We start from the raw sequence: 19,355 nt of genomic DNA, 5'->3' as shown, positions 1-19,355 counted from the left end.
GCACTAGATCCCCGCGACCTCGGGCCGCGGCCTGGCCAGCAGGGCCACGGCCGCGCCCGCCAGCAGGCCGAAGAGGTGGGCCTGCCAGCTGACCACGGAGTCCGTCGGCAGGGCTCCGGCCAGGAAGGTCGTGCCCCAGACCGCCGCTATGACGACGGCGACCGTGATGCCCAGCGGGCTGCGCTCCACGAAGCCGCGGACCAGCAGGTAGCCGAAGAGGCCGAAGATCAGGCCCGAGGCGCCCGCCGTGATGCTGTGGGACGGGGATATCAGCCAGACCGCGAGCCCGTCGGCGACGATGATGGCGGCGGCGACGGCCAGGAAGCGGCGGATGCCGCTCAGCGCGGTGACGAAGCCGAGCACCAGCAGCGGGACGGTGTTGGACGCCACGTGGTCGAAGCCGAAGTGCAGGAACGGGGCCAGGGGTATCGCGCTCAGGCCGTCGGCCTCCCGCGCGGTGATTCCGTAACCGTCGAGCGCGTGGCCGCTTGCGTGGTCGACGGCCTCGATCAGCCACAGGAGGGCCACCCAGCCCAGCATCAGCTTCGCCGCCGCCTTGGCCCGGCCGGTCCGGCCGAACGTGCCCGCGCGCGTCCCGGTCCCGCTGCCGTCGTGGCTCCCGCTTCCGCTCATGACGCCCCGTCCCCCCGCTCTCTCGTGTCCACCCCTTGAACGTGCGGACACCTTAGCCAGTGCCCATGAGCGGTGGCCGGATAGTCTCGGAGGTATGACTGAGGGCAAGCGCACCCCGTGGGTGGTCGGGGTTTCCGGGGCGTCCGGGACGCCGTACGCGGCGGCGGTGCTCCGCGGGCTGCTGGCGGCGGGCGAGAGCGTGGACCTGGTGGTGAGCCGGGCATCGAGGCTGACGCTGCTGGACGAGACGGGGATCGCCTTCCGCGACGCGCACTGGCGCGCGGATCTGGCCGAATGGCTGGAGCGCGGGGCGGACGGGAAGCCGGCGACGTATCCGAGGCCGGAACTGGACGCGGTCCGCTACTGGGGCGCCGGCGACCTGGCGGCCGGACCGAGCAGCGGCTCGTACCCCGTGAAGGGGATGCTGATCGTGCCCGCGTCCACGGCCTGTGTGGCCGGCGTGGCGCTCGGGCTGTCGAAGGACCTGCTCCAGCGGGTGGCGAGCGTGACGCTCAAGGAACGGCGCCGGCTGGTGGTCGCGCTACGGGAGACCCCGCTGAGCGGGCAGACGCTGAAGCATCTGGTGACGCTGGACGAGGCGGGCGCCGTGGTGCTGCCCGCCTCTCCGGCGTTCTACGCGGGTGCGACGCACATCCAGGATCTGGTGGACTTCGTCGCGGGGCGGGTGCTCGACGCGGCAAAGGTGCCGCACGGGCTGTACCGCCGGTGGGAGGGGGAGCTGGGAGGCTCCCGCTCCCGGGAGGCGAGCGGTGACTAGCGCTTCTTGGCGCGTCCCGGCTTGCGGGTCTTGTCGACGCGGTGTGCGGCGGCGGGCTGGTCGGTGCGGGATCGGTTGGCCAGCTCCTGGAGCTGTCGCATGTGCGCGTAGGCCATCTCGATCGTGTACACGGTGAACCACTCCTGAAGATTGTCAGATCATCGAATGATCTGTTGAAAGATTCACAGGGTGTCGACCCCATGCGCCTTTGATTCTATACGTAAACTTGAGGGATCGCCGAATAATGGAAGGCTCCAGGTATATGGACGCGGTGGACAGGCAGCTCATCCAGGCACTTCGTGAGAACGGACGTGCCTCGTACGCGGAGCTGGGCCGGCTCGTGGGGCTCTCCGGCCCCAGCGTCACCGACAGGATCAACCGGCTGGAGACGGCCGGAGTCATCACCGGCTACCGCGCGACCGTCGACGCGGCCTCGCTCGGCCTCGGCGTCACGGCGCTGATCGGCATCTCCCTCTCGGACGCCGCGGACCACGAGGACGTGGCCCGGCGGCTGCGCGACCTCCAGGAGATCGAGGACTGCTGGTTCATCGCCGGTGACGACTCCTTCATGCTGAAGGTGCGCGCCAACGACGTGGACGGGCTGGAGAAGATCATCCGCAGGCTCTCCGGCACCAAGGGGGTCTCGCGCACGCGCACCACGATCGTGCTCTCCACCAAGTGGGAGAACCGGGTCGGGGGTCTGCCCGAGGAAGCCTGAGAGTACGGTTGGGACGGTCGCGGGGCGCCTGGACCAAGGGGTGCGGGTACCCGCGGGACGCGCGGAAACATGAGGACAGAGGAGAGGACCGGGCATGGACGCTGGGCTCAAGCGTGAGCTGGAGGGCAAGGTTCGCTCCGGCGAGCGGCTGACCCGTGAGGACGGCATCGCCCTCTACGAGTCGGACGACCTGGCCTGGCTCGGCGGCCTCGCCCACGAGGTGCGCACGCGCAAGAACGGTGACGTCGTCCACTTCAACGTCAACCGTCACCTCAACATGACGAACGTGTGCACCGCGTCGTGCGCCTACTGCTCCTTCCAGCGCAAGCCGGGCGAGAAGGACGCGTACACGATGCGCATCGAGGAGGCCGTGCGCCTGGCCAAGGCCATGGAGAACGAGAACCTCACCGAGCTGCACATCGTCAACGGCCTGCACCCCAGCCTTCCGTGGCGCTACTACCCGCGCTCGCTCTCCGAGCTGAAGAAGGCGCTCCCGAACGTCTCGCTGAAGGCGTTCACGGCCACGGAGATCCACCACTTCGAGACGATCTCCGGCATGTCGGCCTCCGACATCCTGGACGAGCTGATCGAAGCCGGCCTGGAGTCGCTGACCGGCGGTGGCGCGGAGATCTTCGACTGGGAGGTCCGCCAGCACATCGTCGACCACCGCACCCACTGGGAAGACTGGTCGCGCATCCACCGCCTCGCGCACGAGAAGGGTCTCAAGACCCCGGCGACCATGCTCTACGGGCACATCGAGGAGCCGCGCCACCGCGTGGACCACGTGCTCCGGCTGCGCGAGCTGCAGGACGAGACCGGCGGCTTCCAGGTCTTCATCCCGCTGCGCTACCAGCACGACTTCGTGGACATGAAGGACGGAAAGGTCCGCAACAAGCTCCAGGCGCGCACGACGATGGCGACGGGCGCCGAGGCGCTGAAGACCTTCGCGGTCTCCCGCCTCCTCTTCGACAACGTGCCGCACGTCAAGGTCTTCTGGGTGATGCACGGCGTGCAGACCGCCCAGCTGGCGCTGCAGCACGGCGCGGACGACATGGACGGCTCGGTCGTCGAGTACAAGATCACGCACGACGCGGACAACTACGGCACCCCGAACAAGCTGGGCCGCGAGGACCTGCTGGAGCTGATCCGCGACGCGGGCTTCCGCCCGGTCGAGCGCAACACGCGCTACGAGATCATCCGCGAGTACCCCGGCCCGGACGCGGACCTGCGCGAGACGCCGCAGGCGATGCGGCTCTGACGGCTCGTCGCGTCGCAGTGGTGTGAGCAGGCCCCGGTCCCCGTGAGGGGGCCGGGGCCTGCTCGCGTGGCCCGGTCCCGTCGGGAAAGGTCGTTGCCGACCCACGGGGTAATGGCTAATCTCTCCCAATGACCCTTACTGGCCTTGATGGCCGCACCGGCCCCACCGGCCTCGCCGCCCTCGCCTACACCCTGGACCCGATCGTCGAGCCCGTGCTGATCGAGGAGTTCGCCGCGCTGTGGACCGACGTGTCCAACGCGGGCGGCTCCGTCGGCTTCGTGCCGCCGGTCACCGTGGACGACATCCGCCCCGAACTGGACAAGCACCTCGCCGCCGCCGCCGAAGGGCGCAGCCGCCTGCTCGTCGGGCGCGACGCGGCCGGCCGGGTCCGGTCCGCCGCCGTCATCGCCCCGAACCAGCACCGGCTGCAGCGGCACTGGGTCTGGGTCTACACCGTGATGGTCGACCCCGCCCTCCAGGGCCGCGGCGCCGGCCGCGCCCTGATGGCCGCCGTGGCCGACGCGGCCCGCACGATCGAGGGCATCGAGGCGATCCGCCTCGGCTGCCGCGGCGGGACGGGCCTGGAGCGCTTCTACGAGGCCTGCGGCTACCGGGAGGTCGGCCGCGTCCCCGGCGCCATCCGCGTGGCCCCCGGCGACGACCGCGACGACATCACCCTCGTGCTGCCGCTGTACTGACCTGCGGGGCTGCCGCGGGCGCGACCCCGAGGGGCTGGAGGCCGGGGCGGACGTGCTTCACTGGACGGGCACGAGCCGACGTACGAGCGGCGAACGGACGAGAAGAGAGCAGGGGTCACCGTGTCCCTCAAGCCGAGCGCGACGATCCGATACACCGCGATGCGTCTGGGGATCTTCGTCGGGTGCCTCGTCCTGGTCGCCGGTCTGGTCCGACTGCGGTGGGTGCCCGCCGGTCTCGGCGACGCCAACTTCGCCTGGATCGTGCTGCTCGCCATCGTGATCTCCGCCCCGCTCTCCTTCGTGCTGCTGCGCAAGCAGCGCGACGAGATGTCCGCGGCCATCTCCGGTCGGGTCGCGGACGCCAAGGAGAAGCTCGCCGTGAACCGCAGCCAGGAGGACGGCGCGGACGACGCCGCGCGCGTCAGCCAGTAGGAGCGCGTCAGTCAGGAGCGCGCCCGCCGGTAGGAGCGGGCCGCGTCCCATCGGTCGCGTCACACACAGAAACGCCCCAGCATCGGGTCAACCACCCGTGATGCCGGGGCTTTCGGCGTTTCAGGGGGCATGGCGGGCCGGGTGGGGGAGCGGGGCGGGGACCCGGTTCCGCGTCACCTCAAAGGGACCCTTTGGGAATCCCAAAGGAGAAGTGTTAGCGTGTTCACCATGTCGACCGCAGCCGCGCACCTGATGACCACGAGCGTTCCGCTCGTGGCGCGCCTGCACGTCGACCTCTGCCGCCGCGTGTCCGCGGCCTGTTGCTGTTGTCGCTGAGTCCCGCGACCAGCCCTGGCACAGCAGCGGTCCCGCCCGCCCGGCTCTTCGTTTCCGGGTGCTGCCGCACCGCACCACCACCCCACCGCAGAACCGCAGAACCACCCGGAGAGTGTCCGTGTCCGCGTCACCGCAGACCCCTGCCGCCCAGGCCCCCGCCCAGGCGAAGTCCTCGTTCAAAGTCCCCTTCTGGGCCCAGATAGTCACCGGCCTCGTGCTCGGTGTGCTGCTCGGCTGGCTCTCCCGCAGCCAGGAGATCAGCTGGCTCGGCACCACCCTGGAGCAGATCGGCGACATCTTCGTCCAGCTGCTGAAGCTGGCCGTCGCGCCGCTCGTCTTCTTCGCCATCCTGGTGTCGATCACCAACCTGCGGAAGGTGAACAACGCCGCCCGGCTCGCCTCCCGCACGCTGCTCTGGTTCATGATCACGTCGCTGATCGCGGTGGCCATCGGCCTCGCCATCGGCCTGCTCACCAACCCGGGCTCCGGCACCGGCCTCACCCCGCAGGACGGCAAGCTGCCGAAGCGCCACGGGTCCTGGCTGGACTTCCTGACCGGCATCGTGCCGAAGGACATCATCACGCCGTTCACCGAGCTGAACGTCCTGCAGATCGTCTTCCTCGCCGCCGTCGCCGGTATCGCCGCCCTCCAGCTGGGCAGCAAGGCGCAGCCCGTGCTGAACCTCGCCGAGTCCGTGCTGGAACTGCTCCAGAAGGCCCTGTGGTGGGTCATCCGCCTCGCCCCGCTCGGCACCGTCGGCCTCATCGGGACCGCGATCGCCACTTACGGCTGGGACCTGCTCGGCAAGTACGCGACCTTCACGGCCGACGTGTACATCGGCTCCGCGCTCGTGATGTTCGGCGTCTACCCGCTGCTCCTGTGGACCGTCGCCAAGGTCAACCCGCTCCAGTTCTTCAAGGGCGCCTGGCCGGCCATCCAGCTGGCCTTCGTCTCCCGCTCGTCGGTCGGCACCATGCCGGTCACCCAGAAGGTCACCGAGCGGCTGGGTGTTCCGAAGGAGTACGCCTCCTTCGCCGTCCCGTTCGGTGCGACCACGAAGATGGACGGCTGCGCCGCGATCTACCCGGCGCTCGCCGCGATCTTCATCGCGCAGATCTTCGACGTGCAGCTCGGCATCACGGACTACCTGCTGATCGCCTTCGTCTCGGTCGTCGGCTCGGCCGCCACGGCCGGTCTCACCGGCGCCACGGTCATGCTGACCCTGACCCTCTCCACGCTGGGCCTGCCGCTGGAGGGCGTGGGCCTGCTGATGGCGATCGACCCGATCCTGGACATGATCCGGACCGCCACGAACGTGGCCGGGCAGGCGCTGGTCCCCGTCATCGTCGCGGCCCGCGAGGGGATCCTGGACAAGGTCGCCTACGCGACCGCGTCCTCCTCCCTGCTGGACGAGCCGGCGCCGACCGAGGCCGCCGCCGACGCCGCCCCGGCGAAGGTGCTCGTCACCGCCTGACGCCGTACCCGCACACGCGCCGCAGCCCCTGCCCCGTCCGGGCGGGGGCTGCGGCGTTCGGCGACCCGCCTCTCCGGTCGCCGCCGTCAGCTGTCGGAGGCGTGCGCGACGAATCCGGCCCAGGCGTGGGGGGCGAAGGCGAGGTGGGGCTGCCGGAGGTCCTTGGAGTCGCGGACGTGGATCGTGGCGGGAGTGTTGGCCACCTCGACGCAGGAGTCGCCCTCGCTGCCGCTGCTGTAGCTGCTCTTGAACCAGTCGAGCTCGGGATTGTCGGTCATGTCTCTCCCAGCAGTTCCTTGATGAAGTCCCGCGACTCCCGCGGCGGGAGAGCCTCAGCCCGGATGATGCCATAGCGCAGCTCAAGGACTCGGAGCTGCTTCGGGTCGCAGACCGGGCGGCCGTTGAACGCTCCTTCGGAGCGCCCCACGGCTGTGCCGTCCCCGAACTTGAGGATCTCGATTCCGCCGTCCATGCCGGCGTGTGCCTCTCGGCTGATCGGCATGACCTGGAGAGACACATGTCGCAACTGGCCGATTTCCAAGAGCCGTTCGAGCTGATGGCGCCACACCATTGTGCCTCCGATGGGGCGGCACAGTGCCGATGCCTCGTGGACGAAGCTGATCGCAGGGGCGGGTGTCCGACTGAACACGGACTGGCGGGCCACGCGTGCGGCCGTGTACCGCTCCACCTCGTCCTGCGAGTACGAGGGCTGCCGCATCTCGAACAGGGCTCGCGCGTGGTCCGGCGTCTGGAGCAGTCCGTGTATGACGTGTGTGCTGTAGACGCCGATCTCGACCGCCTGCCGCTCCAGCTTCGCCAAGTCCCGCACCTTCTTCGGGTAGCGGACCTGCTCCATGTCCGCCTTCATCGCGGCGATCTTCCCGCCCGCCCGCAGTAGCTCGTCGGCCTTGTCCAGGTACTCGGGGCGGGGGATGCGCTTGCCCGTCTCGACCTTGCGGACGAGGTCCTCGCCGTAACCGATCTCCGTACCGAAGTCGGCGACCCGGATGCCCGCCTCCTCGCGCCAGGCCTTGAGCTGGCGGCCGAGCGCGGCCAGTACGGCCACGCCCTGCTCGTCCTCGGGGTCGACGTCCCAGCCCGCGTCTTCCGTACCGTCACTGTCCACGCTCACGCGCGCCCACCTCCGCCGTACCGAATTCCTCAACGCTCTGTTCCCGGGGCCTGGGCCGGACAGCCGGGACACCACCGGACAGCCGCCGGACAGAAGCCGGACGTACGGGCGTTGCCGCTTCTCACGGTACGCGGGGACCGACACGCTCCGTCACGTGAACCTTCAGATCCGTGACTCCGCCGGGCAGTTCTCCGCCCAGCTCGCCGCCACGCCCAGCGGCGCCCGCCAGGCCCGGCGCCTCGCCGTCGAGAAACTCGCCTCCTGGGGCCTGTGCTGCGAGGGGCCGGCGCTCATCGTGGCCGAACTGGCCGCCAACGCGGTGACCCACGGCCGGGTGCCCGGGCGGGGCTTCCGCCTCGGGCTCGCCCTCGCCGGCGGCGTGCTGCGGATCGAGGTGGTGGACACGCGCGGCGACCGGGTCCCGGGAATCCGCGACGCGGGTGGGAGCGCGGAGGCCGGGCGGGGGCTGGTGCTGGTGGACGCGATCGCGGACCGCTGGGGCGTGGACCGGGGGCTGCCGCCGTGCAAGTCGGTGTGGGCGGAACTGGACGTGCCGGGAGGGTCCGGCGGACCCGGCGAACCGGGTCGCGGGGAACCGGGATCCGGTGGGTCGGGACGTCAAACCCCTTAAATCCCGTGAGGTAAATCCAACCACCCCACCCCTCCGGCTCCCCGTAACTCAGACGAGTGAACTGTGCCAACTGGGCTGGATTTCAGGACGGTTGCGGGGCATATGCTCGGCCCACAACACCAGACATGAGACGGCCCCCGCCGGGACTGGCATCCCGATCGAGGGCCTGACCACACAGGAAGCACAACCTTCCCAATGGCTCTTCAGCACTTTAGCGCGCCCCCGTGCGCCTCGTCCCGCGTTCCCTCCGGGACCCCCCTATCCGGTGTCATCCACGTCAACGTCAGGCACGCCGACCACTACACGGTGATCGGCAACCACCTGGCCCAGCACCGCTCGCTGTCGCTGGTCGCGATCGGCCTCGCCGCTTACATCCAGTCGCTGCCCTCCGGCGCCCGCATCGGCATCAAGAGGCTGACGGACCGGTTCCGGGAGGGCGAGGCGCGGATCTCCGACGCACTGCGGGAGTTGGAGTCGCACGGGTACCTGGAGCGAAGCCGGGTCCGTCTGGCGAGCGGCCGGGTGATCACCCGAACGGTGTCCTACAACCGGCCTTCCGCCCGCAGCACCCCGACCCCGGAGGCGACGGCCGTGCCGACGCCGACGCCCGTGGTCGTGCCCGGGCCGGAGGCGGAGCACACCCCCGATACGGTTCCCGGCCCCTTCCTGGGGCCCGTGGCCCCGCCCGAACCCGAACCCGCACCCGCCCCTGAGCCGCAGCCGCAGCCGCAGGCGATGGTGATGGCCGCGCCCGCACCCGGTGCGGAGCCGGTGGTCGTGGCGGTGCAGGTGTCGCCCTCGGAGCGCGGGTCCGCACCCGGGCTCGTACGCCTGGCGGAGCTGTTCCCGGAGCCCGCCCCCGCGTCGATCGCGCAGCCGGGGGTCGCGCACGCGGCGGGGTCCGAGGGCGGGCAGGCTTCGGCCTCGGAGTGCCGGGCCGTGCTCGGCGTCGTACAACCGCCGCAGGCACGGCTGCGGGAGGCCGGCGAGCTGCTCGCGCGGCTGCGCTGCGAAGATCCCCGGCTGTTGCTCGCGGACCGCGACGTGCGGCAGCTGGCGCCCGGTCTCGCGGAGTGGCTGGAGCGCGGGGCGGAGCCCGAGGCCGTACGCCTCGTGCTGGCCTCGGACATCCCCGACGACCTCCGACATCCGGCGCGCCTCATCGGCTACCGCCTGAAGGCCTGGCTCCCGCCCCACCTCCCCGCCGCCACGCCCGTACGGCCCGTCAAGCGGCCGGACCCGCTCCAGAACTGCGACGGCTGCGACCGGGCCTTCCGCGGCCCGGAGCCGGGCCGCTGCGGCGACTGCCCGCCCGTTCCGTGACGCCGCATCCCGCCCGGTCGCCCAGGACGCGACAGGCCGGAGCCCGATGGCGGGACCGGGTCGGTCGCCGTGCCGGACGCCGCGCTGCACCGCGAATGCCCTGCCCGAACCGTCCCCCTCCCCCTGATGAGCTACGCGTCGTCCCTGTCGGCCTCGCGGGCCACCCGCTCCAGCCGGCTCCGGTAGTCCTCCCACCACGCCGGATCGCCCGGCCCCATGCTGTCGTTGCCCTCGTTCATCCCGACGGCGCCGTCCACGAGTTCGCGGAGGATGTCGGCGTGCCCGGCGTGGCGGTGCGTATCGGCGATCACGCGCACCACGGCATGGTGCAAGGTCACCTCGTTCCGGTCCTTCGGCCACCACGGCACCGTGCCGACCGTCTCCAGTGCCAGCGCGTCGACCGTCGCGTCGGCGTGCGCCCACGCCCGGCGGTAGAGCCCCACGATGTCCTCGCGCGACTCGTCGGCGGCGGCCCACATGTCCGCGTTGGCCTCGGCGCCGTCTTCGAGCCAGGGCAGCGGCTCCCCGGCCGGCCGGCCGAAGGTGTCGCCGAGGTAGCCCAGCTCCACACCGGCCGCGTGCTTCACCAGGCCCAGGAGGTTGGTGCCGGTCGGGGTCAGGGGGCGGCGGGCGTCGTACTCCGAGAGCCCGTCGAGCTTCCACAGCAGGGCGTCGCGGGCGGACTGGAGGTAGAAGAGGAGGTCGGCCTTGGGATCCGCAATGGTCATGCGGCAAGTCTGCCGGGCGGGTGGTCCCTCTCCAGCCGCTTCTCCGGTGGCCGCGGTGAGAGGGGGCAGCGTGGAGCATCGGTGAAAAAGCGGTCGAAGGGGTGTTCAAGGGCAGTTACCGCTAAGTAGATTACCGGCGGTAACACAGCGTCCGACCGAGGAGAGCACGCCGTGACAGCCGAATCGAGCCTGGTGAGAGTCGTCGAGCCCGTCGAGCCCGGCAAGACCGTGATCGACGGGCGGGTGCGCGAGGTGTGGGTACCGGCACTCGTGGCGCCCCCGCAGCGGGGCTCCCTCGGCGACATACCCTTCGACAACGCCCGCGAGGCGCCCCACGAGTCGGTCCTCGCACGCAAAGACCGCGACGGGACCTGGCGGGACGTCACGGCGGCCGAGTTCGCCGCCGAGGTGCTCGCCGTCGCGAAAGGGCTGATCGCCGAGGGCCTGCGGCCGGGCGACCGGCTGGCCATCATGGCGAGGACGACCTACGAGTGGACGCTCCTGGACTTCGCCGGCTGGGCTGCCGGGCTGGTCACCGTACCGATCTACCCGACCTCCTCCGCGATCCAGGCGCGCTGGATCATCCACGACTCGGGAGCGGTGGCGTGTGCGGTCGAGGACACCGCGCAGGCCCGGATCATCAGCGCGGAACGGTCCAACCTCCCCTGGCTGCGGCACCTGTGGGAATTCGACACCGGCGCGGTGGCCCGGCTGGTCAAGGCCGGCCGGCACGTGCCCGACCAGGTCGTGCGCGACCGGCTGGCCGGGTGCGGGCCGGAGTCGGTCGCGACGCTGATCTACACCTCCGGGACCACCGGGCAGCCCAAGGGGTGCGTGCTGACGCACGCCAACTTCTTCGCCGAGGTGGACAACGCGGTGGAGCTGCTGCACCCCGTCTTCAAATCGGTCAGCAAGGACCCGGCCTCCACCCTGCTCTTCCTGCCGCTGTCCCACGTCTTCGGGCGGATGGTGGCCGTCGGGTGCCTGCGGGCGCGGGTCAAGCTGGGGCACGCGCCGAGCATCCGCAGCGAGGACCTGCTCGCGGACCTCGCCGGCTTCAAGCCGACCTTCCTGCTGGCGATCCCCTACGTCCTGGAGAAGGTCTACAACACCGCGCGGGCGACGGCCGAGAGGATGGGGCGCGCCTCCTCCTTCGACCGGGCCGCCAAGATCGCCCGGGCCTTCGGCGAAGTCGTCGAGGGCAAGTCCCCGGGCCTCGGACTGCGGGCGGCACGGGCGCTGTACGACCCGCTCGTCTACCGGCGCATCCGGGCGGCGCTGGGCGGGCGCGTGCGGTACATCCTCAGCGGTGGCTCCCCGCTCGGGCGGCGCCTCGCCGCCTTCTACACGGGCGCGGGCATCGAGGTCTTCGAGGGCTACGGGCTCACGGAGACGACGGCTGCCGCGACCCTCACCCCGCCGCAGCGGCCGAGGCTCGGGACGGTGGGGTGGCCGCTGCCGGGGACGGCGGTGCGGATCGCGGACGACGGTGAGGTGCTGCTGCGCGGACCGCACGTGTTCGCCGGGTACTGGAACGGCCCGCCGGTCGGCGGGGACCAGTGGCTGGCCACGGGCGACATCGGCGAACTCGACGCGGACGGGTACCTGACCATCACGGGCCGCAAGAAGGACCTGATCATCACCTCCGGCGGCAAGAACGTCGCCCCCGCGCCGCTGGAGGACTGGCTACGGGCCCACCCGCTGGTCGGCCAGTGCATGGTCGTCGGCGACAACCGGCCGTACGTGACCGCGCTGATCACCCTGGAGCCCGAAGGCCTGCAGCACTGGCGGCAGATGCGCAAGAAGCTGCGCGTGCCGATCGGGGAGCTGGTCGGGGACGAAGAACTGCGGGCGGACCTCCAGCGGGCGGTGGACGAGGCGAACCGGCTGGTGTCGAGGGCCGAGTCGATACGGCGGTTCACGGTGCTGGCGGGTGATTTCACCGAGGCGCGGGGCCATTTGACGCCGTCGCTGAAACTGAAGCGGGGCGTCATCGCCCGGGACTACGCGAAGGAGATCGAAGCCCTGTACCGCCGTCCCTGACGGCCCCGTGACCGTGGCCGGTGGTGTAACGACCACCGGCCGGAGGTAGGCATGGGGCCACGACGTGTGGAGCACAGGGGGCTGCGAACGTGCGTAACCTTTGGTTTCGATGCGGCCTATGGCTCAAGTTCACGATATTCGCGATCATGGGCAGCGCGGCCGGGCTCGTCGCGGGGTTGTGGTTACCGGCAGCGCAAGCCGGGATGGTGGGCGCCACATTTCTCGCCCTGTGCGGTGGTGCCGCAGCGAGGAACGAGTCCGCGCTGAGCGATAGACGCCATGAGCGGGAACGTGCCGCGAACAGCCTCCTGACGAAGAATTCCCGTGGCACTCTGCTCCGCGTTCGGGATGTTCAGGATCCGGTGCTGGTCGGAATCCATCCGTACCGGCCTGAAGACGGAGATTGCGCGGCAAGATACTGGAGCGCTCCCCCTTACGTCCCTCGCGACATCGAGGCAGAGCTGCACGCGGCGGTCCGGAGCGGAGGCTTCATCCTCCTGGTGGGAGAATCGACAGCCGGGAAGACACGATCCGCGTTCGAGGCCGCACGACTGCTGACACCGGACCATTTCTTGCTGAGTCCTCGGAACCGGGACGGCATTTCCAGCCTGATCGGTACGCTGAACATGCGGAGGCAGTACCTGATCTGGCTCGACGATCTGGAACGGTTCCTCGGCTCGGGAGGACTGACACTCTCCGCCCTGAGTCGCATGCTGGAAAGCGGATCGACGATCGTCGCCACCATGCGAACCCCCGAGTACGACCGATTCGGTGATCACGCGGAAGCGGTCATCGACAGCACCGACTACGAAGTCTGGCGTGATGGCCGTGACGTGGTTCGCCAGGCGAAGAAGATCCGCATTCCGCGCCGGTGGTCCCCGGCCGAGCGCGAAAGAGCCCAGCACTACCGGGGCGACCGCCGCATCAGCCGTGCGCTGAGTGCTTCGGACGCGTTTGGTGTGGCCGAGGTTTTGGCCGCCGGCCCGGAGCTCCTCGAAGCGTGGAAGAACGCCTGGTCCCCAGGAGCTCATCCGCGAGGGGCGGCGCTCGTGCTGGCCGCGGTGGACGTGCGTCGCGCCGGCATGCACGAAGCCGTACCCGTGGCTCTTCTGACGCAGCTGCACGAGATCTACCTGAGGGACAGAGGGGGATCTCAGCTGCGGCCGGAAGGGCTGGAGGCTGCGCTCGCGTGGACCCTCCGGCCTCTGGGGCATGCCGGCGCCAGCATGCTGATCGGCGAATCGAGTACCGGTCTCCGGGCCTTCGACTACTTCCTGGACACTCTGAACCTCGAAGTGATTCCGGATGAGTCGTGGGATCTGATCCTGAACGGAGCCAGACCGCGCGACGCGCTCGACATGGGCATGGTGTCGCTTCTCGATTCCCGTCACGATCGCGCGGAACGGGCCTTTGCGGTGGCGGCACGGGCCGGCCTGGCGGCAGCGGATGTGGCGAAGGCGGTCATCCTGGGAAAGACGGGTCGTATCGACCAGGCGGTGATCGAGTTGCGGTCGATCTGGGAATCCCGCGAAAGGTCTCTCGGGAGGGGCAACCGGGACACCTTGGACGCACACGCCAAGCTGGCGTACCTGACATTGAAACAAGGGCGGGCGGCCGAAGCCCTCGAGTTGATGCGCGAACTGCTACCTCTTCGCGCATCACACCTGGGGACGGACCACCCCGACACCCTCGACACCCACCTGCAGATCGCGAACGCCGTCGGAAGGCTGGGGCGTCCGGCTGATGCCGCGGATCAGTGTCGTTCTCTCCTGGGAAGGTTCCGAACGAAGCTGGGTCCCGATCACATAGACACCCTGGATGTCGAAGCCAGAATCGCGATGTGGACGGGTAAATCCGGAAGATACGCCGAAGCGTTCGGCCTCACCGAGGAACTCGTGCGGCGGCGCACCTTCGTACTGGGAGCGGATCACGCCGATACTCTCTACGCTCGCGGGCGGGAGGTGGCCTGGCTGTCGGCCATGGGGTTTCACGAAGACGCTCTGGAGCGCGCACGGAAACTTTTCGACGACAGGAGAAGGGTGCTGGGATTCGACCACCTCCACACCCTTCATACGCGTCGCCAAGTAGCACGCTTGGTGGAATGCGTAGAAGCTCCCGGCGTTTCGCTGCCTCTATGGCGCGAAACGCTCGACGAACACATTCGAATCCTGGGACCAGAACACTCCTTGACTCGAAAGGTCATTGCGTTCTCGGGATTTCGAGTGGAGTAGATGGCGAGTGGAGTAGATGCGGCCGGGACCCGTACGGGACGAGCTCGTCGCCGAGTGCGCGGTGTGGTGGAACCCGGGATTTGATCATGCCGTAGGGGCGAGCATGGAGCCATGACAGGGTGGCTGAGGGCGTGTTGGTGGGCATTGGCGGTCGTCGGGGCCGTCGCGGCGGTCGGGTTGGTGGTGTGGGTGTCGGTGGGGCACCCGGAGGGGTCCGATCAGGGCTGGGGCATCGCCGGGGCGGTCGCAGGCGTCGCCGCGCTCGGGGTCGGGCTGTGGCAGCTCAAGCTCACCGCGCAGAACGCGGCGAGCACGGCACCCGCGCCCGCGCCGGTGCCGGTTTCCGCGGAGGACGGGTCGGTCGCGGCGGGCGGGAACGTCCGCAACGCGCGAGCGCGTGACACTGCGCCCGGTACGGGTACGGGCGCTCCGGCGGGCGGGCCCGGGGTCTCCGCGAGCGGCGGGTCGATCGCTGCGGGCGGGGACGTCGACGGGGCGAGCGCCCACCGCGGCCCGTGAAGGTCCCGTGGCGCCGGCGCGCCGCCGGCTCGCCCGTCGCCGCCGCGGCACCGCCGGGAGTGACGGCCTCCCAGGGGGCGATCGCGGCGGGCGGCAGCGTGGTCGGCTCGGTGGTGGTGAACGCCGAGCGGGCGCTGCCGGCCGAGGCGTACGCGCCGATCCGCTTGGACGCCGAGGCGCAGGGGGTGTCGAACATCCCGGCAGCGGCGGGGTTCGTCGGTCGCGGCGCGGCACTGGACGCGTTGGACGCGGCATTCGCCGACGGTGCGGGCGGAGTGGTGCTGCACGCGGTCCACGGGCTGGGCGGGGTCGGCAAGTCCACGCTGGCCGCGTACTGGGCCGTGCACCGGGCGACCGCTCGCGTGCGGTGGTGGATCACCGCGGACGGCCCGGAAGCGGTCGATGCCGGGTTGGCGGCCCTGGCCCGTGCGCTCCAGCCGGGGCTGGGGGAGCTGCCGGCCGAGCTCCAGACCGAGCGCGCGGTGCAGTGGCTCGCCGCGCACGACGACTGGCTGGTCGTCCTGGACAACGTCGACCGGGTCGACGACATCGGCGCGGTCGTCGACCGGCTCGCGGGCCGGGGCCGGGTCCTGGTCACGACCCGGCGGGCGACCGGCTGGCACCGGTACGCCGCCACCATCTGCCTGGACGTCTTCGAACCGGCCGAGTCCGTCGCCCTGTTCACCCGGATCCTGAACCACCACGGGCCGCGGGACACCGAGGGCGCCGACGTGCTGTGCGCCGAGCTGGGGCACCTGGCGCTCGCCGTGGAGCAGGCCGCCGCGTACTGCGCGGAGACCGGCACCGGCCCCCGGGCCTACCTCGACATGCTGGCCCGGTGGCCCGCCACGATGTTCGCCGCCACCGCCGAAGGCGGCGACTCCGAGCGCACCGTCGCGAGGATCTGGCGGCTGACCCTCGACCGCCTGGCCGACACACCCCTCGCCGGAGACCTCCTGAGGATCCTGGCCTGGTACGCCCCGGCCGGCATCCCCCGCTACCTGCTGGGCGGCGCTGCCGAAGCGCCGGAACTCGTGTCCGCGATCGGCAGGCTCGTCGCCTACAGCATGGTCACCGACAACCATGACGGCACGCTGACCGTGCACCGCCTGGTACAGGCCCTCGCCCGCACTCCCGACCCCGACGACCCCCACCGCCGTCCCGAAGCCGTCGACATCGCCCGCGACCGGGCGGCCGCCCTCCTCGCGCACGCCTTCCCCGCCGAAGCCAACCAGCCTGCGGGCTGGCCCCGCTGCCGGGAACTCCTCCCGCACATCGACGCCCTCACCAGCCACCGGACATCCGATCAGGACACTGTCGACATCGCCTACGTCCTCGACCGCGCCGCCACCTACCTAGAGGGACAAGGCGCACTTTCCCCCGCACTCCTGGGTTTCCAGCGCGCCTTGGCGGCCTGGGAGCGGGTGCTGGGCGCCGACAACCCGGTCACGCTGAAATCCAGCAACAACCTGGCGAACGCTTACCAGTCGGCAGGGGATCTGGGCCGGGCGGTATCGCTGTACGAGCGCACCCTCGCCAGCCAGGTGCGGCTGCTGGGCGCCGACCACCCGGACACGCTGGTCTGCCGCAGCAACCTGGCGGGTGCGTACTTGTCGGCAGGGGACCTGGGCCGGGCGGTGCTGCTGTACGAGCGGACCCTGGAAGACCGCGAGCGGCTGCTGGGCGCCGACCACCCCGACACGCTGCTCTCCCGCAACAACCTCGCGAGCGCGTACGAGACCGTGGGAGACCTGGGCCGGGCGGTGCCGCTGTTCGAGCGCACCCTCGCCACCCTGGAGCGGGTGCTGGGTGTCGACCACCCCCACACGCTGACCTCCCGCAACAACCTCGCGGGCGCGTACGAGTCGTTCGGGGACGTGGGCCGGGCGGTGCCCCTGTATGTGCGGACCCTGGAAGAGCGCGAGCGGGTGCTGGGCGCCGACCACCCCGACACACTGACCTCCCGCAACAACCTCGCGTACGCGTACAGGTCGGCGAGAGACCTGACCCGCGCCGTACCGCTGTTCGAGCGCGCTCTGGACGACTGCGAGCGGGTGCTGGGCGCCGACCACCCGGACACGCTGGTATCCCGCAACAACCTCGCGGGCGCCTACGAGTCGGCGGGGGACCTGACCCGCGCGGTGCCGCTGTTCGAGCGCACGCTGGAAGGCTGCGTGCGAGTGCTGGGCGCGGGCCATCCGACGACCGAGGTGGTGAGGGTGAACCTGGAACGGGCGCGTTCCGCGTAGGGGCCTCGCGCCGCCGGTCCTTCCTGCTGGTCACCACCCCGCGGGACCAAGAGCGCAGAACGGCCAAGTGTGTGCCATTGGGGTATATGCGGCGGGGACTTGGGGCCTTGGTTCATTTGTGGACAAGTGACCGGCGAAGTCGAGACGAATGGTGGGCGACATCTCCCGGGGGGACGGTGAGTCGGGTCCGAAGACCTGATAGACAGTTAACCTCCACGGCCCCTTCGGTCGTACGCGTAGCCAGATGTGACGTTTTCACGTTTTACGGGGGCCCGGATCGGCCGCCCGCCTTGGGGGGATTGCCGCACCGTGAAGCCACTTCACCGTCACCTCGTCAACACCTCGCGCAAAGTCATGTGCACGGCCGCCCTCGCGGCCAGCCTGACCACCGCCGCGGTCGTGACCAACACGCCGATCGCGGGCGCCGGGGAAGCCGAACCGACCCCCGACAGCCCGCAGGCCACCGACCGCGGTGACGCCCGGCTGGACCTGCCCGACCTCGTCGCGGACCCGGCGCCGCCGCCGGGCGCGGCCAGTCCCGAAGGGGCCGTCGCCGGCATACCCATGACCGCCCTCGACGCGTACAAGCGCGCCGAGGTGTCGGTGGCCGCCGCGCTGCCCGGCTGCAAGCTGCCCTGGCAGCTGCTCGCGGGCATAGGCAGGACCGAGTCCGTACACGCCTCCGGCTACGGGCTCAAGGCGGACGGGTACACCGAGAAGCCGATCCGCGGGCCGCGCCTGGACGGCAACGGCTTCGCCGAGATCAGGGACACCGACAAGGGCGAGTGGGACGCGGACGCCGTGTACGACCGCGCGGTCGGCCCGATGCAGTTCATCCCCTCCACCTGGTCGACGTGGGGCGCCGACGGCAACGGCGACGCCAAGCGCGACCCGAACAACATCTACGACGCGGCGCTGGGCGCGGGCCTCTACCTCTGCGCGGGCGGGCGGAACCTCTCCGACGCGAGCCACCTGGACAAGGCCGTCCTCAGCTACAACAACTCGCGCGAGTACGTGAACACCGTGCTCGGGTACATGCGGCAGTACCAGGCCGGAGACGGCGCGGCCGCCGTGCCGAACCCGCCCGCCGGCACCTACCCGACCCCGAACCCGCCCGTCCTGCCCACGCCGTCGACCCCGCCCGCGCCCAAGCCGCCGGTGACTACGCCGCCGGTGACACCGCCGGTGACACCGCCCGTGACACCGCCGGTGACCCCGCCGGCCCCGCACCTGGCCAAGCTGGAAGTGGTCGGCGCCACCGAGCTCACGGCCGAGGCCGGGACCGTCTTCGCCCGGACCCCGCAGATCAAGGCGGTGCTCAGCGACGGCAAGCCGGCCGCCGACCAGGCCGTCGTGCTGTCGGTCGAGGAGGACACCACCGGCGGAACCGTCTTCGAGGCCGACGGCAAGGACTTCGCGGTGGTCCGCACGGACGCCCAGGGTCTGCTGAGCGTCCCGAAGCTCAAGGCGGGCCCCAAGGCGGGCGGGTTCGTCCTGCGCGGCACGGGCTACGTCACCGCGGGCGAGGCCACCGTGAGGCTCACGGGCAAGGTCACCCCGGCCACGCCGGTACCCGTGGAGGCGGACCTGCTGGTCCGTAGCGACGCGGGCGCCGGAAAGCCGATCGTGGCGGAGACCGGGACCCCGATCACGGGCGTGCAGTTCCTGGCGACGGCGAAGGGCGACGCGGTCGCCGGGGCGAAGGCCACGGCCGGGCTCGGGACCAAGGACAAGGACGGGAAGTGGGTCCCCGCGGACCCGGCGACGGCGGGTACGACGCCGTACTTCCTGGACAAGGACGGCAAGAAGCTGACGGAGCTGGAGCCGGCGGCGACGGGGGCGGACGGCAAGATCGCACTGCCGCAGCTGTCCACGACGGGCGTGGCCCCGGGCACGTACACGCTGCGCGTCCGGATCTCGGAGAAGGTCGAACTCTTCCTGGAGCTCACGATCACCGCGAAGCCGACCCCGACCCCGACCCCGACTCCGACTCCGACTCCGACCGGGACGTCCACCCCGAAGCCGTAAGCCCGGGCCCTTCCCGGCCCCGGGCCCCGGAGTCGTCCGTACCGCCTACGCCGAAGCGCCCCCGGCCCCCGGGCCACGGGGGCGGGGGGGGGGGGGGGGTGGGCCCCGCCGCCGCCCCCGGCCCGGGCACCGGCGGGGGCCCCG

18 protein-coding genes are annotated in these 19,355 nt (G+C 70.9%); 13 read left to right on the top strand and 5 right to left on the bottom strand.

Going from position 1 to position 19,355, the window contains the following annotated elements:
- Positions 1-3: 3 nt before the first annotated feature.
- A complete protein-coding gene (locus tag ACFWBY_RS35345; RefSeq protein ID WP_385337707.1) occupies positions 4-633 on the bottom strand; it encodes a rhomboid family intramembrane serine protease in 630 nt (209 codons plus the stop codon).
- A gap of 94 nt (positions 634-727) precedes the next feature.
- Here ACFWBY_RS35345 and ACFWBY_RS35340 point away from each other — a divergent pair, with 94 nt between their 5' ends.
- The gene (locus tag ACFWBY_RS35340) at positions 728-1,411 is read left to right on the top strand and encodes a UbiX family flavin prenyltransferase (RefSeq protein ID WP_385337704.1); all 684 of its coding nucleotides are present in this window, start codon (positions 728-730) and stop codon (positions 1,409-1,411) included.
- On the opposite strand, the gene ACFWBY_RS35335 is transcribed toward ACFWBY_RS35340, so the two are convergent.
- The gene (locus ACFWBY_RS35335) at positions 1,408-1,542 is read right to left on the bottom strand and encodes a hypothetical protein (protein ID WP_275431884.1); all 135 of its coding nucleotides are present in this window, start codon (positions 1,540-1,542) and stop codon (positions 1,408-1,410) included. The two genes, ACFWBY_RS35340 and ACFWBY_RS35335, sit on opposite strands and share 4 nt — an antisense overlap.
- 131 nt (positions 1,543-1,673) lie before the next feature.
- On the opposite strand from ACFWBY_RS35335, the gene ACFWBY_RS35330 reads away from it, so the two are divergent.
- The 5 genes from ACFWBY_RS35330 to ACFWBY_RS35310 all read left to right on the top strand — a co-directional run bounded on the left by ACFWBY_RS35330 (position 1,674) and on the right by ACFWBY_RS35310 (position 6,327).
- A complete protein-coding gene (locus tag ACFWBY_RS35330) occupies positions 1,674-2,129 on the top strand; it encodes an Lrp/AsnC family transcriptional regulator (RefSeq protein WP_214947113.1) in 456 nt (151 codons plus the stop codon).
- Between the two features lie 94 nt (positions 2,130-2,223).
- Positions 2,224-3,387, top strand: coding sequence for an aminofutalosine synthase MqnE (gene mqnE / locus ACFWBY_RS35325; RefSeq protein WP_385337700.1), 1,164 nt, complete (start codon positions 2,224-2,226; stop codon positions 3,385-3,387).
- A 128-nt stretch (positions 3,388-3,515) separates the two neighbouring features.
- Positions 3,516-4,085 (top strand): GNAT family N-acetyltransferase, encoded by a 570-nt coding sequence (locus ACFWBY_RS35320; RefSeq protein WP_385337697.1) that lies wholly within the window; start codon positions 3,516-3,518, stop codon positions 4,083-4,085.
- Between the two features lie 120 nt (positions 4,086-4,205).
- Positions 4,206-4,517, top strand: a complete 312-nt coding sequence (locus ACFWBY_RS35315; protein ID WP_385337694.1) for a DUF4229 domain-containing protein — start codon at positions 4,206-4,208, stop codon at positions 4,515-4,517.
- 454 nt (positions 4,518-4,971) lie between these two features.
- Entirely contained in the window at positions 4,972-6,327 is a 1,356-nt protein-coding gene (locus tag ACFWBY_RS35310; RefSeq protein ID WP_385337691.1) for a dicarboxylate/amino acid:cation symporter, read from the top strand.
- 86 nt (positions 6,328-6,413) lie between these two features.
- Here the strand turns inward: ACFWBY_RS35310 and ACFWBY_RS35305 are convergent, their stop codons facing one another.
- Together ACFWBY_RS35305 and ACFWBY_RS35300 are read right to left on the bottom strand one after the other, a co-directional pair.
- Positions 6,414-6,605, bottom strand: a complete 192-nt coding sequence (locus ACFWBY_RS35305; RefSeq protein WP_385337688.1) for a DUF397 domain-containing protein — start codon at positions 6,603-6,605, stop codon at positions 6,414-6,416.
- The gene (locus ACFWBY_RS35300; protein WP_385337685.1) at positions 6,602-7,459 is read right to left on the bottom strand and encodes a helix-turn-helix domain-containing protein; all 858 of its coding nucleotides are present in this window, start codon (positions 7,457-7,459) and stop codon (positions 6,602-6,604) included. The genes ACFWBY_RS35305 and ACFWBY_RS35300 overlap by 4 nt, the downstream gene beginning before the upstream one ends.
- Positions 7,460-7,613: 154 nt before the next feature.
- Here ACFWBY_RS35300 and ACFWBY_RS35295 point away from each other — a divergent pair, with 154 nt between their 5' ends.
- The gene (locus ACFWBY_RS35295; protein WP_385337682.1) at positions 7,614-8,090 is read left to right on the top strand and encodes an ATP-binding protein; all 477 of its coding nucleotides are present in this window, start codon (positions 7,614-7,616) and stop codon (positions 8,088-8,090) included.
- A gap of 306 nt (positions 8,091-8,396) precedes the next feature.
- Positions 8,397-9,413, top strand: a complete 1,017-nt coding sequence (locus tag ACFWBY_RS35290; RefSeq protein ID WP_385337679.1) for a helix-turn-helix domain-containing protein — start codon at positions 8,397-8,399, stop codon at positions 9,411-9,413.
- Positions 9,414-9,544: 131 nt separating this feature from the next.
- Here ACFWBY_RS35290 and ACFWBY_RS35285 read toward each other — a convergent pair whose 3' ends face one another.
- Positions 9,545-10,141 (bottom strand): DinB family protein, encoded by a 597-nt coding sequence (locus ACFWBY_RS35285; protein ID WP_385337676.1) that lies wholly within the window; start codon positions 10,139-10,141, stop codon positions 9,545-9,547.
- A 192-nt stretch (positions 10,142-10,333) separates the two neighbouring features.
- Here ACFWBY_RS35285 and ACFWBY_RS35280 point away from each other — a divergent pair, with 192 nt between their 5' ends.
- The 5 genes from ACFWBY_RS35280 to ACFWBY_RS35260 all read left to right on the top strand — a co-directional run bounded on the left by ACFWBY_RS35280 (position 10,334) and on the right by ACFWBY_RS35260 (position 19,211).
- Positions 10,334-12,184, top strand: coding sequence for an AMP-dependent synthetase/ligase (locus tag ACFWBY_RS35280; protein ID WP_385337866.1), 1,851 nt, complete (start codon positions 10,334-10,336; stop codon positions 12,182-12,184).
- Positions 12,185-12,330: 146 nt separating this feature from the next.
- Positions 12,331-14,415: a tetratricopeptide repeat protein gene (locus ACFWBY_RS35275; protein WP_385337673.1), complete on the top strand. Its 2,085-nt coding sequence runs from the start codon at positions 12,331-12,333 to the stop codon at positions 14,413-14,415.
- Between the two features lie 111 nt (positions 14,416-14,526).
- A complete protein-coding gene (locus ACFWBY_RS35270) occupies positions 14,527-14,934 on the top strand; it encodes a hypothetical protein (protein WP_385337670.1) in 408 nt (135 codons plus the stop codon).
- Positions 14,931-17,183 (top strand): FxSxx-COOH system tetratricopeptide repeat protein, encoded by a 2,253-nt coding sequence (fxsT, locus tag ACFWBY_RS35265; RefSeq protein WP_385337667.1) that lies wholly within the window; start codon positions 14,931-14,933, stop codon positions 17,181-17,183. The genes ACFWBY_RS35270 and fxsT overlap by 4 nt, the downstream gene beginning before the upstream one ends.
- Positions 17,184-17,492: 309 nt before the next feature.
- Positions 17,493-19,211 carry a hypothetical protein gene (locus tag ACFWBY_RS35260; RefSeq protein ID WP_385337664.1) on the top strand — a complete coding sequence of 573 codons (1,719 nt, stop codon included), beginning with the start codon at positions 17,493-17,495 and terminating at the stop codon, positions 19,209-19,211.
- Positions 19,212-19,355 lie beyond the last annotated feature (144 nt).

The sequence above is a fragment of the Streptomyces sp. NPDC060049 genome, from assembly GCF_042736715.1.
Classification (GTDB): domain Bacteria; phylum Actinomycetota; class Actinomycetes; order Streptomycetales; family Streptomycetaceae; genus Streptomyces.
The sequence above is the reverse complement of the archived record's forward strand: the minus strand, read 5'-3'. Positions and strand labels throughout refer to the sequence as shown.